General features: G+C 73.5%; 19 protein-coding genes. 5 read left to right on the forward strand and 14 right to left on the reverse strand.

The genetic code is table 11. From position 1 onward, the window contains the following. Positions 1-27 precede the first annotated feature (27 nt). Positions 28-1,017 (reverse strand): SMI1/KNR4 family protein, encoded by a 990-nt coding sequence (locus tag ABEB06_RS01955; protein ID WP_345695003.1) that lies wholly within the window; start codon positions 1,015-1,017, stop codon positions 28-30. A gap of 103 nt (positions 1,018-1,120) precedes the next feature. Between ABEB06_RS01955 and ABEB06_RS01960 the strand changes: the two genes are divergently transcribed. Continuing rightward, positions 1,121-1,696, forward strand: a complete 576-nt coding sequence (locus ABEB06_RS01960; protein WP_345695004.1) for a hypothetical protein — start codon at positions 1,121-1,123, stop codon at positions 1,694-1,696. A 10-nt stretch (positions 1,697-1,706) separates the two neighbouring features. Then, the gene (locus tag ABEB06_RS01965) at positions 1,707-2,234 is read left to right on the forward strand and encodes a hypothetical protein (RefSeq protein WP_345695005.1); all 528 of its coding nucleotides are present in this window, start codon (positions 1,707-1,709) and stop codon (positions 2,232-2,234) included. Between the two features lie 71 nt (positions 2,235-2,305). Here ABEB06_RS01965 and ABEB06_RS01970 read toward each other — a convergent pair whose 3' ends face one another. The 3 genes from ABEB06_RS01970 to ABEB06_RS01980 all read right to left on the reverse strand — a co-directional run bounded on the left by ABEB06_RS01970 (position 2,306) and on the right by ABEB06_RS01980 (position 5,791). Continuing rightward, the gene (locus ABEB06_RS01970; protein WP_345695006.1) at positions 2,306-3,553 is read right to left on the reverse strand and encodes a serine hydrolase domain-containing protein; all 1,248 of its coding nucleotides are present in this window, start codon (positions 3,551-3,553) and stop codon (positions 2,306-2,308) included. Between the two features lie 89 nt (positions 3,554-3,642). Next, positions 3,643-5,145 (reverse strand): glycosyltransferase family 39 protein, encoded by a 1,503-nt coding sequence (locus ABEB06_RS01975; protein ID WP_345695007.1) that lies wholly within the window; start codon positions 5,143-5,145, stop codon positions 3,643-3,645. Positions 5,146-5,332: 187 nt separating this feature from the next. Beyond that, the gene (locus ABEB06_RS01980; protein WP_345695008.1) at positions 5,333-5,791 is read right to left on the reverse strand and encodes an SRPBCC family protein; all 459 of its coding nucleotides are present in this window, start codon (positions 5,789-5,791) and stop codon (positions 5,333-5,335) included. A gap of 328 nt (positions 5,792-6,119) precedes the next feature. Here ABEB06_RS01980 and ABEB06_RS01985 point away from each other — a divergent pair, with 328 nt between their 5' ends. Further along, positions 6,120-6,395 carry a hypothetical protein gene (locus ABEB06_RS01985; protein ID WP_345695009.1) on the forward strand — a complete coding sequence of 92 codons (276 nt, stop codon included), beginning with the start codon at positions 6,120-6,122 and terminating at the stop codon, positions 6,393-6,395. Positions 6,396-6,422: 27 nt separating this feature from the next. Here the strand turns inward: ABEB06_RS01985 and ABEB06_RS01990 are convergent, their stop codons facing one another. The 9 genes from ABEB06_RS01990 to ABEB06_RS02030 all read right to left on the reverse strand — a co-directional run bounded on the left by ABEB06_RS01990 (position 6,423) and on the right by ABEB06_RS02030 (position 15,255). Further along, positions 6,423-7,043, reverse strand: coding sequence for an L-threonylcarbamoyladenylate synthase (locus ABEB06_RS01990; RefSeq protein ID WP_345695010.1), 621 nt, complete (start codon positions 7,041-7,043; stop codon positions 6,423-6,425). Positions 7,044-7,133: 90 nt separating this feature from the next. Then, positions 7,134-8,150, reverse strand: coding sequence for an aldo/keto reductase (locus ABEB06_RS01995; protein ID WP_345695011.1), 1,017 nt, complete (start codon positions 8,148-8,150; stop codon positions 7,134-7,136). Further along, entirely contained in the window at positions 8,147-9,121 is a 975-nt protein-coding gene (locus tag ABEB06_RS02000) for a Gfo/Idh/MocA family oxidoreductase (protein WP_345695012.1), read from the reverse strand. The genes ABEB06_RS01995 and ABEB06_RS02000 overlap by 4 nt, the downstream gene beginning before the upstream one ends. 1 nt (position 9,122) lies before the next feature. Next, complete coding sequence (ligA, locus tag ABEB06_RS02005; protein ID WP_345695013.1) at positions 9,123-10,430, reverse strand: protocatechuate 4,5-dioxygenase subunit alpha; 1,308 nt, start codon at positions 10,428-10,430, stop codon at positions 9,123-9,125. A 29-nt stretch (positions 10,431-10,459) separates the two neighbouring features. After that, complete coding sequence (locus ABEB06_RS02010) at positions 10,460-11,374, reverse strand: amidohydrolase family protein (protein WP_345695014.1); 915 nt, start codon at positions 11,372-11,374, stop codon at positions 10,460-10,462. A gap of 2 nt (positions 11,375-11,376) precedes the next feature. Next, complete coding sequence (ligK, locus tag ABEB06_RS02015; RefSeq protein WP_345695015.1) at positions 11,377-12,069, reverse strand: 4-carboxy-4-hydroxy-2-oxoadipate aldolase/oxaloacetate decarboxylase; 693 nt, start codon at positions 12,067-12,069, stop codon at positions 11,377-11,379. Positions 12,070-12,085: 16 nt separating this feature from the next. Next, positions 12,086-13,114 (reverse strand): amidohydrolase family protein, encoded by a 1,029-nt coding sequence (locus tag ABEB06_RS02020; protein ID WP_345695016.1) that lies wholly within the window; start codon positions 13,112-13,114, stop codon positions 12,086-12,088. Between the two features lie 39 nt (positions 13,115-13,153). Beyond that, the gene (locus ABEB06_RS02025; protein ID WP_345695017.1) at positions 13,154-14,359 is read right to left on the reverse strand and encodes a 4-hydroxybenzoate 3-monooxygenase; all 1,206 of its coding nucleotides are present in this window, start codon (positions 14,357-14,359) and stop codon (positions 13,154-13,156) included. 128 nt (positions 14,360-14,487) lie between these two features. Next, positions 14,488-15,255, reverse strand: coding sequence for an IclR family transcriptional regulator (locus ABEB06_RS02030; protein WP_345695018.1), 768 nt, complete (start codon positions 15,253-15,255; stop codon positions 14,488-14,490). A gap of 74 nt (positions 15,256-15,329) precedes the next feature. Between ABEB06_RS02030 and ABEB06_RS02035 the strand changes: the two genes are divergently transcribed. Beyond that, entirely contained in the window at positions 15,330-16,031 is a 702-nt protein-coding gene (locus tag ABEB06_RS02035) for a substrate-binding domain-containing protein (protein WP_345695019.1), read from the forward strand. A 127-nt stretch (positions 16,032-16,158) separates the two neighbouring features. Further along, positions 16,159-17,700, forward strand: coding sequence for an amidase (locus tag ABEB06_RS02040; protein WP_345695020.1), 1,542 nt, complete (start codon positions 16,159-16,161; stop codon positions 17,698-17,700). A gap of 56 nt (positions 17,701-17,756) precedes the next feature. Here ABEB06_RS02040 and ABEB06_RS02045 read toward each other — a convergent pair whose 3' ends face one another. Continuing rightward, positions 17,757-18,356 carry a TetR/AcrR family transcriptional regulator gene (locus tag ABEB06_RS02045; RefSeq protein WP_345695021.1) on the reverse strand — a complete coding sequence of 200 codons (600 nt, stop codon included), beginning with the start codon at positions 18,354-18,356 and terminating at the stop codon, positions 17,757-17,759. Positions 18,357-18,432: the final 76 nt, after the last annotated feature.

Raw genomic sequence — 18,432 nt, forward strand, 5'->3', positions numbered from 1 at the left:
ACGGCCCGCTGACGCCTGTCGTCGGTGCTACTCGTCTCCCCGGAGCGGGTCGCAACCCTCGCTCCGTTCACAGGAGTCGAACCAGTGGGTCTCGAAGCGGTCGGCGATGGAGTACCGGTGACCGCTGTCGGTGAGCGTGCGGCACACGAACTCGCTCACCGAGCAGTCGAAGCGCTTCCACGAGTCGGCTGAGTCCATGCGGGCGAGGATGGGCCACCCGTCCGGGTCGGGGCTTTCGGTGAGCCAGTGGAACTCGTGCTCCGCGGACGTCGCCCCCCACTGGAGCAGTCCCTTGGGCGCGGGATGAACAGGAAAGGGATGGTAGACCTCGCGGCACTCCGGAAGGGAATCGAGAAGGGCGGCGAGCTTCACAGCCTCCGAGATCAGGTCGAGGTGCCCGGTCGGCGAGTCCGGGGCACGGAGTACGACCGAGCCGTCGAATGCGCCGGCACCGAAGTGCTCCACCAGCAGCTTGTAGTCCGCGGGCAGGGGAAGGCCGAGGCGCTTCTCCACCGACTCCCAGTCGACTGTCCGCCGCGTCTCGCCGCGGCCCGCAACGGAGATGAGCTTCTCGGCCCACTCGGTCGGTGAGAGCTTCGCCTGTGCCGGTTCAGCGCCCGTCGACGTGCTCGCGACGGCGACCAGCCGGAGCGGCTCGGCCTCGGGGCCCTTGACCAGGCCGACCCCCAGCCACCTCTCTCCGACCTGCCAGCCGTACATCTCCACGGCGACCCCGGCGAGTGCCTCGCTGAGTGCCGGTCCGGCGTGCAGTTCCAGGCGGGGGTCGAGGAACCCGTCCATGGCCACGGTCCGGGGCCGGCCGAACTTCGGCCACAGGTCCGCCACCATGGCGGCCAGTTCGGCAGCGGCAGCGGCAGCGGCAGCCGGACCGTCACCGGCGGCCGAGGTCGGGTCGAAGGCCCCGAGGCAGGTCAGGCGGAATCCAGTGTCGTCTGCCGTCGACGGCTCGACCAGCAGGTTCTCGATCGCAGCGAATCGTGCGGCGGTGGTCTCCATCCCCAGGAGTCAACCGCATCGCACGGACAGCGCCTTCGCGACCACCACCGATCAGCGGGCCGTACCGGCCGGGGTGTCGGCGGGCGTGGTTACGATGCGGCGCATGGGCTACACCACGACCTTCACCGGGCGGATCGCCGTCGAACCGCCGCTCGGCAAGCGGGAGATCGCCTACCTGCGGAAGTTCGCCGGCAGCCGGCGGATGGACCGGGACGCGGGGCCGTACTTCGTGGACGGCACCGGTCCTTTCGGGCAGGGCCGGGACGCGGACATCCGGGAGTACGACAAGCCGCCGGCGGGGCAGCCCGGGCTGTGGTGCATGTGGGTGCCGACGGCGGACGGCGCGGCGCTGGAGTGGAACGGGCACGAGAAGTTCTACGACGCACCGGAGTGGATGGCGTACCTGATCGACCACTTCCTGAAGCCGGGCGCCCACGCCCGGGGCCGGCCGGGGTTCGAGGGGTTCACGTTCGACCACGTGCTCGACGGCGTGGTCGACGCACGGGGCGAGGAGGGTTGGGACAGGTGGCAGCTGACGGTGCGTGACAACGAGGTGTCCGCGTCGGAGCCGGTGGAGACCGAGTCGGTGTGGGTCTGCGAGAACTGCCGCACGGTGCTCCCCGAGGAGGATTCCGTCTGCTGCCCGGGGTACGAGCCGGTGCCGGCGTACGTCGAGTAGGTTGTCACGGATGAGCGATGAGCTGGTCTTCGACCCGTCGGGTTTCACCGTGGAGCGGTCGTTCCGGGTCTGGCACTACACCGTCAGCCACATGACGCTGATGCTGCGCAGTGCGGCCTGGCAGGAGGGCGAGGAGACGATCGACGTCTGGTTCGACGGGGTCGCGGCGATGAGCCTGCACCAGCGGTTCGAGCCGCTGACCGTCCGGGCGGCGGATCCGGCCGAGCGCGAGCGTCTGCTCGCGCACGCCGCGCGCAACATCTACGACCCGGTCCGCAGGCCGCCGCTGCTCCTGGTCCTGGCCTCCGCCGACCAGCCGGACGGCTTCGTCGTCTGCGCGCACGCGAGCGTCAGGGCGACGACCCGCGGGCCCGGCATTCTGGGGGCTCCCCCGGTCGAGCTCTTCGGCGGGCGCCTGCTGTGGAGTGCGGGGCCGACCGGCCTGCCCGAGCCGCGGCACCGCTTCACCCTGCACGAGGAGGGTGAGGCCCACCTCCGCGCGCAGGCGGCCTCCCGGGCTCCGCGGCGGGCGGACTGATCCGGTCGCGGCGAACGGCCCGGACGGTGGCTCGCCGTCCGGGCCGTTCGCGTACCGGGGAGCCGCGCGGCTCAGCTGGGGAAGAGCTCGCCGATGATCAGCTTGGCGAGTTCGTTCGCGGGAGCGGTGCCGTCGGGCGACTGGTTGAGGTTGGCGAGGACGACGACGGTGGCGCAGCGCTTCGGGTCGTAGCCCATGAAGCTGGTGTAGCCGGGGATCTGGCCGTCGTGGCCGATGAAGCCGAAGAACTCGGCGACGGCGAGGCCGTAGCCGGGTGCGTCGGGGGCGTCGGAGGTGGGGACGAAGGTCAGCCGTTCCTTCTGGAGTTCGGGACTGAGCAGGGTGCCGGTGGCGAGGGCGGGGGCCCAGCGGCGCAGGTCGTCGACGGTGGACTCGGCGGCGCCGGCGGCCCAGGCCCAGGAGGCGTTGACGTGGGTGACGTCGTACGGGTTGCCCGCCGACCAGTCGGCCCAGGCGGCTTCCTTGCCGGTGAGGGTGGGGGCGGTGAGGCTCTCGACGTTGGTGATGAACTGGTGGCCGCGGGCGTGGGGGCTGGGGATGGAGTCGCCGTTGGCGAGGCTGGTGCCGTGCATGCCCACGCGGTTGAAGATCCGCTGCTCGAAGAGCTTGCCGAGCGGTTGGTGGGTGAGGTGTTCGGCGATCAGGCCGAGCAGCACCGTGTTGGTGTTGGAGTAGTGGAAGCCGGTGCCGGGCGGGAAGTAGGACGGGTGGGAGAACGCCAGGTCGAGGAGTTCCTGCGGGGTCCACTCCCGTTCGGGGTGCTCGTCGAGGCTGAGGTTGAAGCCGTAGTCCTCGGAGTAGTTGTACAGGCCGCTGGTCATGTTGAGCAGCTGGCGGATGGTGATGCGGTCGCCGTCGGGCACGCCGGGGTGGTGGGCGCTGACCGGGTCGTCGAGCTTCAGCAGGCCTTCCTGGACGAGCTGCAGGACGACGGTCCCGGTGAAGGTCTTGGTGATGCTGCCGACCCGCAGGTGGTCGCCGCGGTCGATCGGCTTGCCGGTGGTGAGGTCGCCGGTGCCGAGTTCGGTCGTCCAGGCCCCGGAGTCGGGCGTGGTGATCGAGACGAGCGCGCCGGGGATCCGCAGGCGCTGCATCAGCGCGATCATGTCCTGCGTGAGCCGGCCCGCGTACGCGGGCCGGTCGGCGGCCTTGGCCGCGGCGGCGGGCGCGGCGACCGGTGCGGGCGCGGCGGCCGCGGGCACGGCGACGGCGCAGGCCAGCGAGGCGGCCAGCAGCACCGCCCGCCACTGCCGCGCGTGCCGCTTGCCGGTCCGGGTTCCTGTCGTTCCGTTGTGCATGGGTACATCTAGCGCCGGGTTCCGGCCACGCCCCGGCGGTTGGGCCGTCGGAGGGCGTGGCGGAGCGGTGCCGCCCGGGGGGCGCCGGGCTACTGCTGGTTGCGGACCAGCAGCGACACGGTGAGGCCGGCGACCCGTCGGACCTCGGTGGGGGTGAAGTCGGCGCGCAGCGCGGCGGTCTGCTCGGCGGTGAGCTTCTGGTAGGGGTCGCCGCTGGTTCCGTTGGTGACGACCCAGATCCGGTGGGCCGTGCGCAGGCCGCCCTCCGGGACGCGGGACTCGACGGGGTAGAGGTCGTCCGCCTCCTCGGCGGAGCGCACCACGTAGGGCTGGGCGGGTTCGACGCCTTCCGGCAGGTAGTAGTCGAGTGCCGGGCCGATCATGAGCCAGGCTTCGAGCCCGCCGGCGGCGATCAGTTCGTCGCCGCTGCGGTAGCCGCGGGCGATGAGTTCGGCGGCGCCGCTGTAGTCGTTGGGCGAGTGGGCGGTCGTGCCGCGCACGCCGCGTTCGCGGGGTACCGCGAGGTGGGCGGGGTAGGCCACCAGGCCGACGGCGAGGACGGTGGCGGCGGCCCCGGACAGTGCGGTGTGCCGGGTGTCGGCCGCGCGGACCGCGCCGTACGCCGCCGCGACTCCGCCGCCGGCCGCGATCGCCCAGACCGGGACCGTGAACAGCAGGTAGCGGTCGGCGAAGTAGGAGGTGGTGCCCTGGGAGACGAGCCACACCAGCAGCACGGGGAGCGCGGCCAGCAGGACCAGTCGCGCGGTCACCGCGCGGGTGCCGGCGGCCGCACCGGGGAGGAGGAGTCCGAGCGCGACCAGGCCGAGGAGTGCGTACATCACCTGGTGGGCGCCGATCAGGCCCTGCCAGAAGAACTGCAGGTCCTCGGAGTCCGGCCGCTCGATCCAGGAGAGCTGCCGGCCGGCCTGCACCGTGCCGAGCACCACCAGCGGGACCACCGGCAGCACGGCCACCGCGACCGATGCCGCGTACGGCTTCAGGGCCCGCCGCCCGGCGGCGAGGACCAGGGGCAGTTGGCCGACCACGGCGACCAGCGACACCAGGTGCAGGACGCCGCCCACGGCCGTGCACACCGTGAAGCCGACCCACCAGCGCCACGAGGGCCGGTCGAGCGTGCGGTCCGCCGGCCGGTCCAGCGCCCGGACCAGGCACCACAGCGCGGCCGTCACCGCGCAGGCCACCAGCGCGTACGAGCGGGCCTCCTGCGCGTAGCGCGAGACGCTGGGAGCGACGGCCAGCAGCAGCCCGGCCGCCAGGCCGGCCGCCGGGCTGCGGAAGAGCCACTGCGCCATCATCGCGGTGAACCACGCCGTGCCGGCCATGGCGATCGCCGAGGGCAGTCGCAGCGCGGTCGGCGAGTCGCCGGCGAGTGCCGTCCAGCCGTGCAGCAGCAGGTAGTACGCGCCGTTGCTGGCGTCCACGTTCCCCAGCATCGCGAACAGGTCGCCGAGGCTGCGGCTGGCGGCGCTCCAGCTGGACACCTCGTCCCGCCACAGCTGCGGGGAGCCGATCCGCCACATCCCGACCAGCAGCACGGTGACCGCCGAGGCGCCGGCCGGCCAGTGCCTCACCGCCGCCGCCCTGACCCGTTCCGATGCCGCCCATGGCATGTCAAAAGCCGACAAGCCGCTGCTACTTCCCATTACTGCATGATAAGGGACCCGTGTGAGCAAATCGGACCGTCCGGGCCGTCGCGCGAGGCCGGGCCCCGCCGCGTGCGGCGGGGCCCGGCCTTCGTCCACGGTCGGTGCCGGGCGGTCAGCCGGGGGTGATCCGGCCGCGCCAGCCGCCGGTCTCGACGCCCCGCTCCTCCACGAAGGACTTGAAGCGCCGCAGGTCGCCCTTGATCCGCCGGTCGACCATGCCGGTCATGCTCGCGGCCTTCTCGGCGAAGCCCTCGGGCTCGAAGTCCATCGCCAGGCGGACGGTGGTGTGCCGGTCGTCGACGCGCTCGAAGGTCACCACGCCCATCTGCTGGACGTCGCCGCCGACGGTGCGCCAGGCGATCCTCTCGTCCGGCAGCTGGTCGACGATCTCGGTGTCGAACTCGCGGGTGACCCCGGCGACGGTGGTGCGCCAGTGGTTGTGGCGCTCGTCGAGCTGGGTGACCTCCTCGACGCCTTCCATGAAGCGGGGGAAGTCCTCGAACTGCGTCCACTGGTTGTAGGCGGTGTGCAGCGGGACGTCCACGTCAACGGATTCCTGGACCATGGTCATGCGGTTCCTCCGATCTCTCAGGCGACCTGCCGACGCCTCGTCTGCCCGGGCCCTCGGAACGCAAACCTCCGTTTCTCCGCCGGGTGCGGCGGACCGTGCACCACCGCACCTGCCCGGCCGCCCGGCCGCCCCACCGGGAAACGGCGCACCGCCCGGCCACGGCACCACCTGCTGGGCCCGCCGACGTACTCCGCCGTCGGCTGCGATCAACCCGTGGACGGCTCCGTCCCGGCCGGTGGACGCGGAGGCGGCCCGGTCCGGCGCGGCGTGGCGCGGCGTGGCGCGGCGGAGGCGGTTCGCTGCGCGCCCCGGTGCTGCGTTAGCCTCGATGCACCGTCACCCGGACGTCCTGGAGGTCGAGATGCGCCGCGCCGTCATCACCTTCCACGAGGTCGCGGAGCGGCAGCTCGCGGAGATGGACGAGGCGGCGCTGACCCGGCTCGATCCGCACCTCGGCGTGATCGCGGAGGACCCGGCGGGCGCCGGTGTCCAGCTGCGGCCGGACAGCCCGGTGCGGGAGTACGCGAAGGACGGCGTGCGCGTCGCGTACGTGGCGACGGTGCTCGGCACGATCGTCCTGGTCGCGTACGTCGAGGTCGGCTGAGGCACCCCTGCCCGCACGGCGGGCCGGTCACTCGAAGCGGGTGGTGTCCCCGGCTCCGCGCCGCACGATCTCCGGCTCGCCGCTGGAGAAGTCGACGACCGTGGTCGGTACGGTCCCGCAGTCGCCGGAGTCCACCACGGCGTCGAGCACGTGGTCGAGGCGCTCCTTGATCTCCCAGCCCTGGGTCATCGGCTCGGCCTCGTCGGGGAGCAGCAGGGTGCTGGAGACCAGGGGCTCGCCGAGCTCGGCGAGCAGCGCGCGGGTGACGGGGTGGTCGGGGATCCGTACGCCGACGGTCTTCTTCTTGGGGTGCAGCAGGCGGCGCGGCACCTCCTTGGTGGCGGGGAGGATGAAGGTGTAGCTGCCCGGCGTCGCGGCCTTCACGGCCCGGAAGACGTTGTTGTCGAGCTGGACGAACTGGCCGAGCTGCGCGAAGTCCTCGCACATCAGGGTGAAGTGGTGCCGCTCGTCCAGTCGCCGGATCGACCGGATCCGGTCCAGTCCGTCGCGGTTGTCCAGGCGGCAGCCCAGGGCGAAACAGGAGTCGGTCGGGTACGCGATCAGGGCGCCGGAGCGGAGGCTGGCGGCCACGGTGCCGATGGTGCGCGCTTGCGGGGTCTGCGGGTGCACGTCGAAGTACTTCGCCATTGGCCGACCATACGGGATCGCCGTGGTCCGTGGGCGCTCCGGCGGCTCCCGGCGTGCTGCCGGGCGCCCCGCGGCCGCCAGCTCGCCAGGTCAGCCGGCCGGCCCGCAGCGTTCGGTGTCGATCCCGGCGAGGGTGGCCTCGTCGTAGCGCGGGCCGTGGACGGTCGTGGCGTTCAGCACCGCGCCGGCCGCCTCCAGGGCCTCGGCGGGGACGGCGAGGTCGAGCACGGCCAGGTTCTCCTTCAGGTGGGCGACGGAGCGTGTGCCGGGGACGGCGAGCACGTGCGGGGCCCGGGAGAGGACCCAGGCCAGGGCCAGCTGCGCGAGGGTGCAGCCGGCGTCCCGGGCGGTGCCCGCCAGCCGGTGCCGCAGGGCCAGGTTGGCGGGGTAGTGGTCGGCGCCGAAGCGGGGCATGGCCCGGCGGATGTCCCCGGCGGGCAGGCGGTCCGGGGCGGGCGGCGCCGAGGTGAGGAAGCCGCGGGCGAGCGGGCTGAACGCGACCAGCGCGACGCCCAGTTCCCGGGTGGCCGCCAGGGTGCCTTCCTCGGGGTTGCGCGTCCAGAGGCTGTACTCGTTCTGCAGGGCGGCGATCGGGTGCACGGCGTGGGCGCGGCGCAGCGTGGCGGCGGACACCTCGGACAGTCCGAGGGCCCGCACCTTGCCGGCGGCGACCAGGTCGGCCATCGCCCCGACGCTCTCCTCGACCGGCACCCGCGGGTCGAGGCGGTGCAGGTAGTACAGGTCGATGGTGTCGGTGCGCAGCCGGGCGAGCGCCCGGTCCGCGGTGCGCCGCAGGGTCTCGGGCCGCCCGTCGACGACGCGCCGGCCGTCGACGCCGGTCATGCCGCACTTGCTGGCCAGCAGGACGCGGTCGCGGTGGCCGGCGAGCACCCGGCCGAGGAGTTCCTCGTTGGCGCCGAAGCCGTAGAGGGCGGCGGTGTCGAGGTGGGTGACGCCTTCGTCGAGCGCGGTGCGCAGCAGGTGCTCGGCGGCCTGCGGGGTGGGCGGGACGCCGTAGGCGTGGCTGAGGTTCATGCAGCCGAGGCCGAGCGCCGGGACCTCGAACGGCCCGATCCGGCGCGCGGCCGCGGCGGGCACGGCGTTCACGCGGTGCGGGCGGCGTCGAGCTGCCGCTCCAGGTCGGCCAGCGTCCGGTAGCAGTCGAGGACCTGGGCGACGGAGGAGTTCGGTTCGCGGCCCTCGCGGATGGCGGCGACGAACTCGCGGTCCTGCAGTTCGATGCCGTCGGTGGAGACGTCGACCGTGCTGACGTCGATCGGCTCGTCCTTGCCGGTGAGCAGGTCGTCGTAGCGGGCGAGGTAGGTGCCGGTGTCGCCGATGTAGCGGAAGAAGGTGCCGAGCGGCCCGTCGTTGTTGAAGGACAGCGAGAGGGTGCAGATGGCGCCGTTCTCGGCGCGCAGCTGGATCGACATGTCCATCGCGATGCCGAGCTCGGGGTGGATCGGGCCCTGGACCGCGTTGGCCTGCACGATCGGCGAGCCGGTCTGGTAGGCGAACAGGTCGACGGTGTGCGCGGCGTGGTGCCACAGCAGGTGGTCGGTCCAGGAGCGGGCCCGGCCGAGGGCGTTGAGGTTGCTGCGGCGGAAGAAGTGGGTCTGCACGTCCATCTGCTGGATCCGGTACTCCACTGCCTCGATCCGCCGGCGGACCCACTGGTGGCTGGGGTTGAAGCGCCGGGTGTGGCCGACCATCGCGACCAGGCCGGTGCGCCGCTGCGCGGCGTGGCAGGCCTCGGCGTCGGGCAGGGCGTCGGCGAGCGGGATCTCGACCTGGACGTGCTTGCCGGCCTCCAGGCAGGCGAGGGTCTGGGCGGCGTGCAGCGGGGTGGGCGTGGCCAGGACGACGGCGTCGACGTCGTCCATCGCGAGCACCTCGTCGAGGGAGGCGGCGGCGCGGTCGATGCCCTGCTCGGCGGCGAACTTCCGGGCGCTGTCGGGCGAGCTGCTGACGACGGCGGCAAGCTCGACGCCGTCGATCCGGCGCAGGGCGGCGGCGTGCTTGGCGCCGAAGGCGCCGCCTCCGGCAAGGGCGATGCGGACGGGCTGCTGGTCGGTCATGTCATTCCTCCGTACCGGGCGTCTCGGCCCGCGGGTGGTTCTCCAGGATCAGGTGGCCGACGGCGGTGTTGGACGCCGGCACGTGGTAGAAGCGGTGCTTGGTCTCGACCGTTCCGCCGCCGTCGACGTCGCTCATCGCGCCGCGGGCGATCAGCCACATGACGAGTTCGATGCCTTCGCTGCCGGCCTGTTCGACGTAGTCCAGGTGCGGCAGCCGGGCGAGGCCGGCGGGGTCGTCGATCAGCCGGTCGAGGAAGGCGTTGTCCCACTCCCGGTTGATCAACCCGGCTCGGGGGCCCTGCAGTTGGTGGCTCATCCCGCCGGTGCCCCAGACCTGGACGTTCAGCGGGCGGTCGTAGGACTCGACGGCCCGGCGCAGCGCCCGGCCGAGTTCGAAGCACCGGGCGCCGGAGGGCACCGGGTACTGCACCACGTTGACGTGGAACGGGATGACCTTGCACGGCCAGCGCTCGACGTCGCCGAACATCAGCGACAGCGGGACGGTCAGCCCGTGGTCGACGGTCATCTCGTTGACCAGGGTGAGGTCGAAGTCGTCGCGGATGAGGGAGTGGGCGATGTGCGCGGCCAGGTCGGGGTCGCCCTCGATGCCGGGCACGGGCCGCGGGCCGTAGCCCTCGTCGGCGGTGGCGTAGGCCGCGCCGGTGCCGAGCACGAAGGTCGGGATCAGCGACAGGTCGAAGGTGGAGGCGTGGTCGTTGTAGACCAGGAAGATGACGTCGGGGAGGTTCTCCCGCTGCCACTGCCGGCTGTACGCGTAGCCGTCGAACACCGGCTTCCAGTACGGCTCTTCGGTCTTGTGGTGGTCCATCGCGGCGCCGATCGCGGGCACGTGCGAGGTGAAGACCGCGCCGGTGATCACGGCGTGCTCGGCGGGCTGCGCCGGGTCGGCGTGGGCGGCCTCCAGGACGGCGTGGTCGATCCGGTTGCCCTCGACGGAGCGGCCGCCGGCGACCATCATGGCGCGGTACTCCTGCTCGGTCATGCCGGTCATCGAGCCCGCCATCTGCTGGAAGGAGAGCCCGAGCGTGGCACCCCACTTGGCGAGGAAGTAGATGTTGCCGCCCTCGCGCATCGCGGCGTTGAGGTCGCGGTCGAGCAGGGCCTGCTTCTGCTCCTCGCGCAGCGGCCAGGCGTCGAGGTAGGCGCGTTCGTCGGCGAGGTAGGCGGCGCGGTTCTCGGCGGTCATCAGCGACATGCAGAACTGGTTGAGGTGGTAGCCCTTGGCGGACTGCTCGGCGTCGAAGACGGTCGTCCCCGGCACCAGCCTGTAGGTCTTGTCCAGCGCCATGCCGGTCTCCAATCGTGAAGCTGGGAAGGTCAGTCGGCGTCCGGCCAGTAGAGGCGCGCCGGGTTGGCGACCAGCAGCTTGTGCTGCAGCTCGGCGGTGGGGGCGATGTGCGGGACGAAGTCGACCAGCAGACCGTCGTCGGGCATGTGGTCGGTGAGGTTGGGGTGCGGCCAGTCGGTGCCCCACAGCACCCGGTCGGGGAACTCCTCGACCACCCGGCGGGCGAACGGGACGACGTCGCGGTAGGCGTGCCGCTCGCCGTCGAGGGCGGGCGGGCCGTCGACCGAGAGCCGTTCCGGGCAGGTGACCTTGCACCAGATGTCGTCCCGGGCCCGCATCAGGTCGAGGAAGGCCCGGAACCCGGGGCCGTCGGGGTCGCGGGTGACGTCGGGGCGGCCCATGTGGTCGACGACCACCGGCACCGGGATCGAGAGCAGGAAGTCGCGCAGTTCGGCGAGGTCGGCGGCCTCGAAGTAGACGACGGCGTGCCAGCCCAACGGTGCGATCCGCTCGGCGACGTCCAGCAGGTCCTGCGGTGGGGCGGCGTCGACCAGCCGCTTGACGAAGTTGAACCGCACGCCGCGCACCCCGGCCTCGTGCAGCTCGCGCAGCTCCGCGTCCGTGACCTCGGGCCGGACGGTGGCCACGCCCCGGGCGCGCCCGCCGGAGGCCCGCAGCGCGTCGACCATGGCGCGGTTGTCGGCGCCGTGGCAGGTGGCCTGCACCACGACGTTGCGCGTGAAGCCCAGGTGGTCGCGCAGCGCGAAGAGCTGCTCCTTGGACGCGTCGCAGGGGGTGTACTTGCGCTCGGGGGCGTACGGGAACGCGGCGCCGGGGCCGAAGACGTGGCAGTGCGCGTCGACGGCGCCCGCGGGCAGCTCGAAGGCGGGGCGGCTCGGGCCGGCGTACCAGTCCAGCCAGCCGGGGGTCTTCTCGAAGCTCATGGTCACCGGTCCTCGTAGCGCAGTCCGAGCTCGGCCAGCGGGCCGCGCATGCCGTAGACGTCCAGGCCGAGTTCGCCGGCCCGGAAGCGGGCGCGCTTGCCCTCCTCGGCGGCCTCGCGCTTCGCGGAGGCGGCGGCGACCTCGGCGGCCCGCTCGCGCGGCACCACCACGACGCCGTCGGCGTCGGCCACCACCGCGTCGCCGGGCCGGACCAGCGCGTTGGCGCAGACCACCGGCACGTTGACCGAGCCGAGGGTGGCCTTGACCGTGCCCTTGGCGTTGACGGCCCGGGCGAAGACGGGGAAGTCCATCCGTTCCAGGTCGGCCACGTCGCGAACGCCGCCGTCGATGACCAGGCCGCGGGCTCCGCGGGCGCGGAAGGAGGTGGCGAGCAGCTCGCCGAAGAAGCCGTCCTCGCTCTCGGTGGTGCAGGCGGCGACCACCACGTCGCCCGCGCGGATCTGCTCGGCGGCGACGTGCAGCATCCAGTTGTCGCCGGGCTGCAGCAGCACGGTGACCGCCGTCCCGCACAGCCGGGCGCCGGGGTAGGCGGGGCGCAGGTACGGGCGGGCCAGGCCGACCCGGCCCATCGCCTCGTGGATCGTGGCGACGCCGAACTCCGACAGGGCGGCGACGGCCTCCGGGTCGGCGCGGGTGATCGCCGTGCGGACGACCCCGATCTCGGTGTGTTCCATGGCTGTTCTCCCGGGGTCAGTCACTGGTGGCCGCGGCGAGGCGGGCGGCGAGGCGGGGGTGGACGCGCAGGGCGTTGCCGGAGTGGACGGCGGCCCGCTGCTCGGCGTTCAGGTGCGGGGTGGCGTCGACGTACCGGCGGGTGTCGTCGAAGTGGTGGCCGGTGTCCGGGTCGGTGCCGCGGACGGCGCCGATCATCTCGCTGGCGAACAGCACGGACCGGCTGGGGATCACCCGGGTGAGCAGGTCGATGCCGGGCTGGTGGTAGACGCAGGTGTCGAAGAGGACGTTCTCCAGCAGCTCCACCGGGTCGGGGCGGCCGAGGGCCGTGGCCAGGCCGCGGAAGCGGCCCCAGTGGTAGGGCACCGCGCCGCCGCCGTGCGGGATCACGAACCGCAGGGTCGGGAAGTCGGCGAACAGGTCGCCCTGGAGCAGCTGCATGAACGCCGTGGTGTCGGCGTTGAGGTAGTGCGCGCCGGTGGTGTGGAAGGCCGGGTTGCACGAGGTGCTGACGTGGATCATGGCGGGGACGTCGTACTCGACCAGTGCCTCGTACAGCGGGTACCAGCTGCGGTCGGTGAGCGGCGGGGCCGTCCAGTGCCCGCCCGACGGGTCGGGGTTGAGGTTGACGCTGACCGCCCCCAAGTCCTCCACGGCGCGGCGCAGTTCGGGCAGGCAGGTGGCGGGGTCGACGCCCGGCGACTGCGGGAGCATCGCGCCCATGGCGAAGCGGCCGGGATAGAGCCCGCTGACCCGGTGGACCAGGTCGTTGCAGATCCGCGCCCACACCGAGGAGACCTCGAAGTCGCCGATGTGGTGGGCCATGAAGCTGGCCCTCGGGGAGAAGACGGTCAGGTCGATGCCGCGCTCGTCCATCAGCCGCAGCTGGTTGCCCTCGATCGCGGTGCGCAGGTCGTCGTCGGTGATGACCAGCTCGGCGGGGTCGGGCGCCTGGCCGGCGCCGTCGGCGGCGGCCACCTGCCGCTCGCGCCAGGCGGCCAACTGCGGTGGGGCGGTGGTGAAGTGGCCGTGGCAGTCGATGATCACGGGTGCTCTCCCGGGGGTGGTGCGGAGGTCGGGGCGGGGTCAGGCGCCGGTGGGCCAGCCGGTGTACTGCTCGGCGAGGTGGGTCCGGCCGGCCCGGGTGCCCGCCACGCTGTCAAGCTCGCCGAGCTGGCGGCGCAGGTCGAAGGGGGTGCCGCCGGGCTCGGTGTGCAGCAGCCGGGTCATCCAGGAGGAGAAGTTCTGGGCCCGCCAGATCCGCTGCAGGGCGCGCGGCTGGTAGTCGTCGAGCGCCCGGTCGCCCTCGCCGCCGAGGGCGCGCACCAGGACCTCGGCGAGCACCTTCACGTCGTGCAGCGCGAGGTTGAGCCCGCGGGCGCCGGTGGGCGGCACGGTGTGCGCGGCGTCTCCGGCGAGGAGGAGCGAGCCCCAGCGCATCGGCTCCTGGACGAAGGAGCGGAAGCGCAGCACGGTCTTCTCCAGCACCGGCCCCTCCTTGAGCCGGAAGCCGTCCTCGCCCGCCACCCGGGCCTGCAGCGTCTCCCAGATCCGCTCGTCGCTCCAGGCGTCCACCTGCTCGTCGGCGGCGCACTGGAAGTACATCCGCTGGACGCTCTCGGTGCGCCGACTGATCAGCGCGAAGCCGTGCTCGGAGTGGGCGTAGACCAGTTCGGGCGCGCTGGCCGGGGCCTCGGCCATGATGCCGAACCAGGCGAACGGGTACTCCTTGCCGTACCGCACCCGCCGGTCCTCCGGCACCAGGTCGCGGCACATGCTGCGGGAGCCGTCGGCGCCGACCGCGTAGCGGGCCCGGATCTCGTGCCTGGTCCCGTCGGGCAGGGTGCAGCGGACCCGGGGCGCGTCGGTGGTGATGTCGAGGACCTCGGTGTCGCGGACGCCGAACAGGACCGTGCCGCCGTCGCGCGTCCGGGCGTCGGCCAGGTCGACGAACACGTCGGTCTGCGGGTAGAGCCACGCCGAGGCGCCCACCAGCTCCTTGAAGTGGATGCGGTGCGGGCGGCCGCCGAAGCGCAGCTCGATGCCCTCGTGCTCGTGGCCCTCGCGCAGCACGCGGTCGGACACGCCGGTCTCCACCAGGTCCCGGGCGGCGTCGGCCTCCAGGATGCCGGCCCGCTGGGTGGTGGCGATCTCGTGGCGGGTGCGGGTGTCGATGACGACCGTGTCGATGCCGGCGCGGCCGAGCCGGTGGGCCAGCATGAGCCCGGCGGGACCGGCGCCGACGACGGCCACGGGGACCGAGGTGACGGTGTCGACGATGGCCTCGGCCATGGGGGATCTCCTGTGCGACGGCGGGGGGTTCGGAACACCCCGAACGCTGGCATCCGCCACCTCGGCCCGTCAGCGCGACTTCCGCCAGGCGGAAGTCGCCGCCGGAATCACCCGCGGCGGGCGCCGGGTCAGACCGCCGCGCGGGCCCGCCGCCCGAGCTCCTCGGAGATGCCGTGGACGGCCCGCAGCAGCGGTTCGCGCAAGCCCCGCGCCCGGCCGGCGCTGCTCGCCGCGATGACGATCCCGAGCGCGGCGCCGACCGGGCCGGTGCGGCCGATCCGGACGGGCGCGGCCACCGCGACCGTGGTGTCCGAGAGCTGGCGGTCGCTCACGAAGACCTGCTCGCGGCGGATCCCGTCCAGTTGGGCGCGCAGCCTCCTCGGGTCGGTGACGGTGTGGGTGGTCCAGGCGCGCAGCGGCGCGTCCAGGACCGCCTCCTGGATGTCGGCCGGCGCGTGCGCCAGCAGCACCCGGCCCATCCCGGTGGAGCCGATCGGGAAGCGCGAGCCGACCATGGTCACCAGCTCCACCGAGCGGTGCCCGGCGATCCGTTCGACGAAGACGAGTTCGGTGCCCTCGCGGACGGCGAGCTGGATGTTCTCGTGGGTCGCCTCGTACAGGTCCTGCATGAACGGCAGCGCCACGTCGCGCAGGATCTGGCTGCGCGGGCAGCCCGAGGCGATCTCCCACAGCCGCAGCCCGACGTGCCAGGAGCCGTCCTCGCCGCGCTCCAGGGCGCCCCACGCCGCCAGTTCCGCGACCACCCGGTGTGCGGTGCTCAGGGCGAGGCCCGTACGCTGTGCGATCTCCGACAGGGTCTGCGACGGGCGGTCGCGGCCGAAGGTCGAGAGGACTTCGAGAACTTTTCCAGCCGCCGTGCTCCGGGTTGTGCTCACGCGGTCAGTGTCGCAGACGGGCACTGGGCCGCTCGTGCGCCCGTCGCAGCATCGGCCTCCCACCAGGAGATGTGATGAACCGAGAGCTCACCGGCCTGTCCTCGATGGCGACCAGGCAGCTCCTGGCCGAGCTGTCCGGGTACGTCGGGCGCGTGCACGGCGCCGCGGTGCGCTTCGAGTCGGCGGGCGGGGTCGAGGTCGCGCGGCGGGTGCGCGCGGGGGCCGGGGGCGACCTGCTGGTGCTCGCCGCCGACGCGATGGCGGGGCTGGAGGCGGCCGGGCTCCTGGTCGCCGGGACGCTGCGCCCGCTGTGGGTCTCGCAGGTGGTCGCGGCCGTGCCGGACGGCTCGCCGCTGCCCGCGCTGGCGTCCGCGGCGGACCTGCGGGCCGCCCTGCTGGCGGCCCGGCGGATCGCGTACTCCACCGGGCCGAGCGGCACCGCCCTGGTCGCGCTGACCGCCCGGCTGGGGCTCGCGGACGAGCTGGCGCCGCGGCTGGTCCAGGCGCCGCCGGGGGTGCCGGCCGGGAGCCTGCTGGCCTCCGGCGACGCCGACCTCGCCTTCCAGCAGCAGAGCGAGCTGATGGACCTGCCCGGCGTGGCGGTCGTCGGTCCGCTGCCCGGCGACGCGGCGATCAGCACCGTCTTCGGCGGGGCCGTGCTCGCCGCGTCGGCGGAGCCGGCCCGCGCGGTCGCCGTCCTGGACCTGTTCGGGGCCGAGGAGACCTGGGCGACCGCCCGCGCCGGGGGCCTGCGGGCCGCCCGCGACCTGGACTGATTCCCTCGTCCGGCCGCCCGGCGGGTGTGCGGGCCGGGCGGCCGGTCCGTAGCGTGGGCGGCGGGGCGGCCTTGACAGCTCCGGCACCGGGAGTCACGATGACTGAATCAAACGTCGTCCTATAACGATGTTTTACAACCCGGAGCGGCCCCGCGCCGCCTTCCGCTCCCTCCGCGCGCTCCGCCGCGGGCGCGCCCTCGCAGAGGCGATCATGGAACACGACTCCCCCGCCACCGAACCGTGGCAGCTGTCGGCCGTCGAGCTCGCGGCCGCGATCCGTCACCGCACGCTGTCCTCGGTGGACGTCGTGCGGTCCTGCCTGGACCGCATCGACGCCGTCAACCCCCGCATCAACGCCCTCGCCGACCTCCGCCCCGAGGAGGCCCTCGACCAGGCCCGCGCCGCCGACCGGCTCACCGCCTCCGGCGCCGAACTCGGCCCGCTGCACGGCATCCCGGTCTCCACGAAGATCAACACGGACCAGCGCGGGTACGCCTCCAGCCACGGCGTCGTCGCCCTCGCCGCCACCCCCGCCACCGAGGACGCCGCCTGCGTCACCGCGCTGCGCGAGGCGGGCGCGGTCCTGGTCGGCCGCAGCAACGCCCCCGCCTTCTCCTACCGCTGGTTCTCCACCAACGACCTGCACGGGCGCACCCTCAACCCCTGGGACGCCGAACGCACCCCCGGCGGCTCCAGCGGCGGCGCCTCGGCGAGCCTGGCCGCCGGCATGACCCCGATCGCGCAGGGCAACGACATCGGCGGCTCGATCCGCTACCCGGCCGCCTGCTGCGGCGTGGTCGGCATCCGCCCGACCGTGGGCCGGATCTCCAACTGGGCGGAGCCGGTGTTCGTCGACACCCCGGGCGGCCGCGAGCAGCTCGTCATGCCGCCGACCGTGCTCAACTGCGCCGTCGAGGGCCCGCTCGCCCGCACCGTCGCCGACGCGCGCCTGGCCCTGCGGGTGATGACCACCCCGGACCTGCGCGACCCGGTCGGCGTCCCGGCCCTGCCGACCCGCCCGGCGCCGGAGGCCCTGCCCCGCGTCCTGGTGGTGCGCTCGATCGGCACCGCGGCCAACCACCCCGCCGTCGAGAAGGCCCTCGACGAGGCCGTCGCCAAGCTGGCCGACGCCGGGTACCCGGTCGAGGAGCTGGACGGACTGCCGCTGCTCGCCGAGGCGGCGCGGCTGTGGTCGCTGCTCGTCTACGAGGACTTCCGCCCCACCATGCCGACCGTGGAGCTGCTCGGCGACGCGGACATCCGCACCTCGCTGGCGTACTCCTTCGCGGCGGCCGCCGGCCAGTGGGGCGAGGCGCCGACCCTGGCGCAGTACATCCACGGCTGGTCCCGCCGCGGCGCGCTGGTCACCGAGCTCCAGCAGCTGCTGGGCCGCGACGCCCTGCTGCTCACCCCGGTCTCCGCGGAGCCCCCGTTCGAGCAGGACGCCGACCTGGCGGGCCCCGCGCGGGCGGCCGAGCTGGTCGCCGCGATGTGGCCGATGGCCGCCGTCCCGATCCTCGGGTTCCCCGCCGCGACCGTGCCCAGCGCCCTGGTCGACGGCCTGCCGATGAGCGTCCAGCTGGTCGGCGGCCGCTTCGAGGAGGAGGCCGTCCTGGACGCCGCCCAGGCCGTCGAGGACCGCACCCCGCGCCTGGTCCCCGCGCTCTGACCCGCCGCCGGGGGCAGGCACGCCGCTCCCCGGGTGCCTGCCCCCGGCCGATCGGGTCAGCCGGCGGGCCGCAGTTCGCGCTCCAGGGCGGCCAGGGCGAAGGCGTGCGCGGACGCGCGCTCCCAGCGCGTCCGGCCGAACATCACGTCGCCGGAGAGCCCGTTGAGCATGGCCACGGCCCGGATGACGAACTCGGGCAGCTCCACGTCGGCGAACTCCCCCAGCGCCCGGCCCTCGACCACGATGGCCTCCAGGCGCTCCTCCCAGGCGTCGGACAGGGCCGTGAGGATCCGCCGGCCGTCCTCGTCGTGGTGCTGGGCCAGCACCTGCGTCCACAGTGCGTAGCGCTCGTCGCCCGGGTGGCGCGGCAGGTAGCAGCGGACGAACAGGGCGAGCTTCTCGGCGGGGGACGCGGCCTCGTCCGCCGCCTGCTGGAACCGGGCCCCGAGGTCCGCCTCGCTCCAGGCGAGGACTTCGAGCAGCAGCCGGTCCTTCCGGCCGAAGTGGTACAGGATGTGCCCGGTGCTCATGCCGGCCCGCGCGGCGATGTCCGACATCCGCACGGCTCCGGTGCCCTTCTCGGCGATGGCGCCGATGGCGGCCCGCATCGCCCGCTCCCGCGCCTCGTCCCCGCTGGGCTGGCGTTTCCTGTCCATGGCTGCACCCTCGTCTCCGGGGATCTAGATCTGTAGTCTAGACTGAAAATCTAGTCAGCGTGACCCTCAGGAGAAA

The sequence above is a fragment of the Kitasatospora terrestris genome (assembly GCF_039542905.1).
Classification (GTDB): Bacteria; Actinomycetota; Actinomycetes; order Streptomycetales; family Streptomycetaceae; genus Kitasatospora; species Kitasatospora terrestris.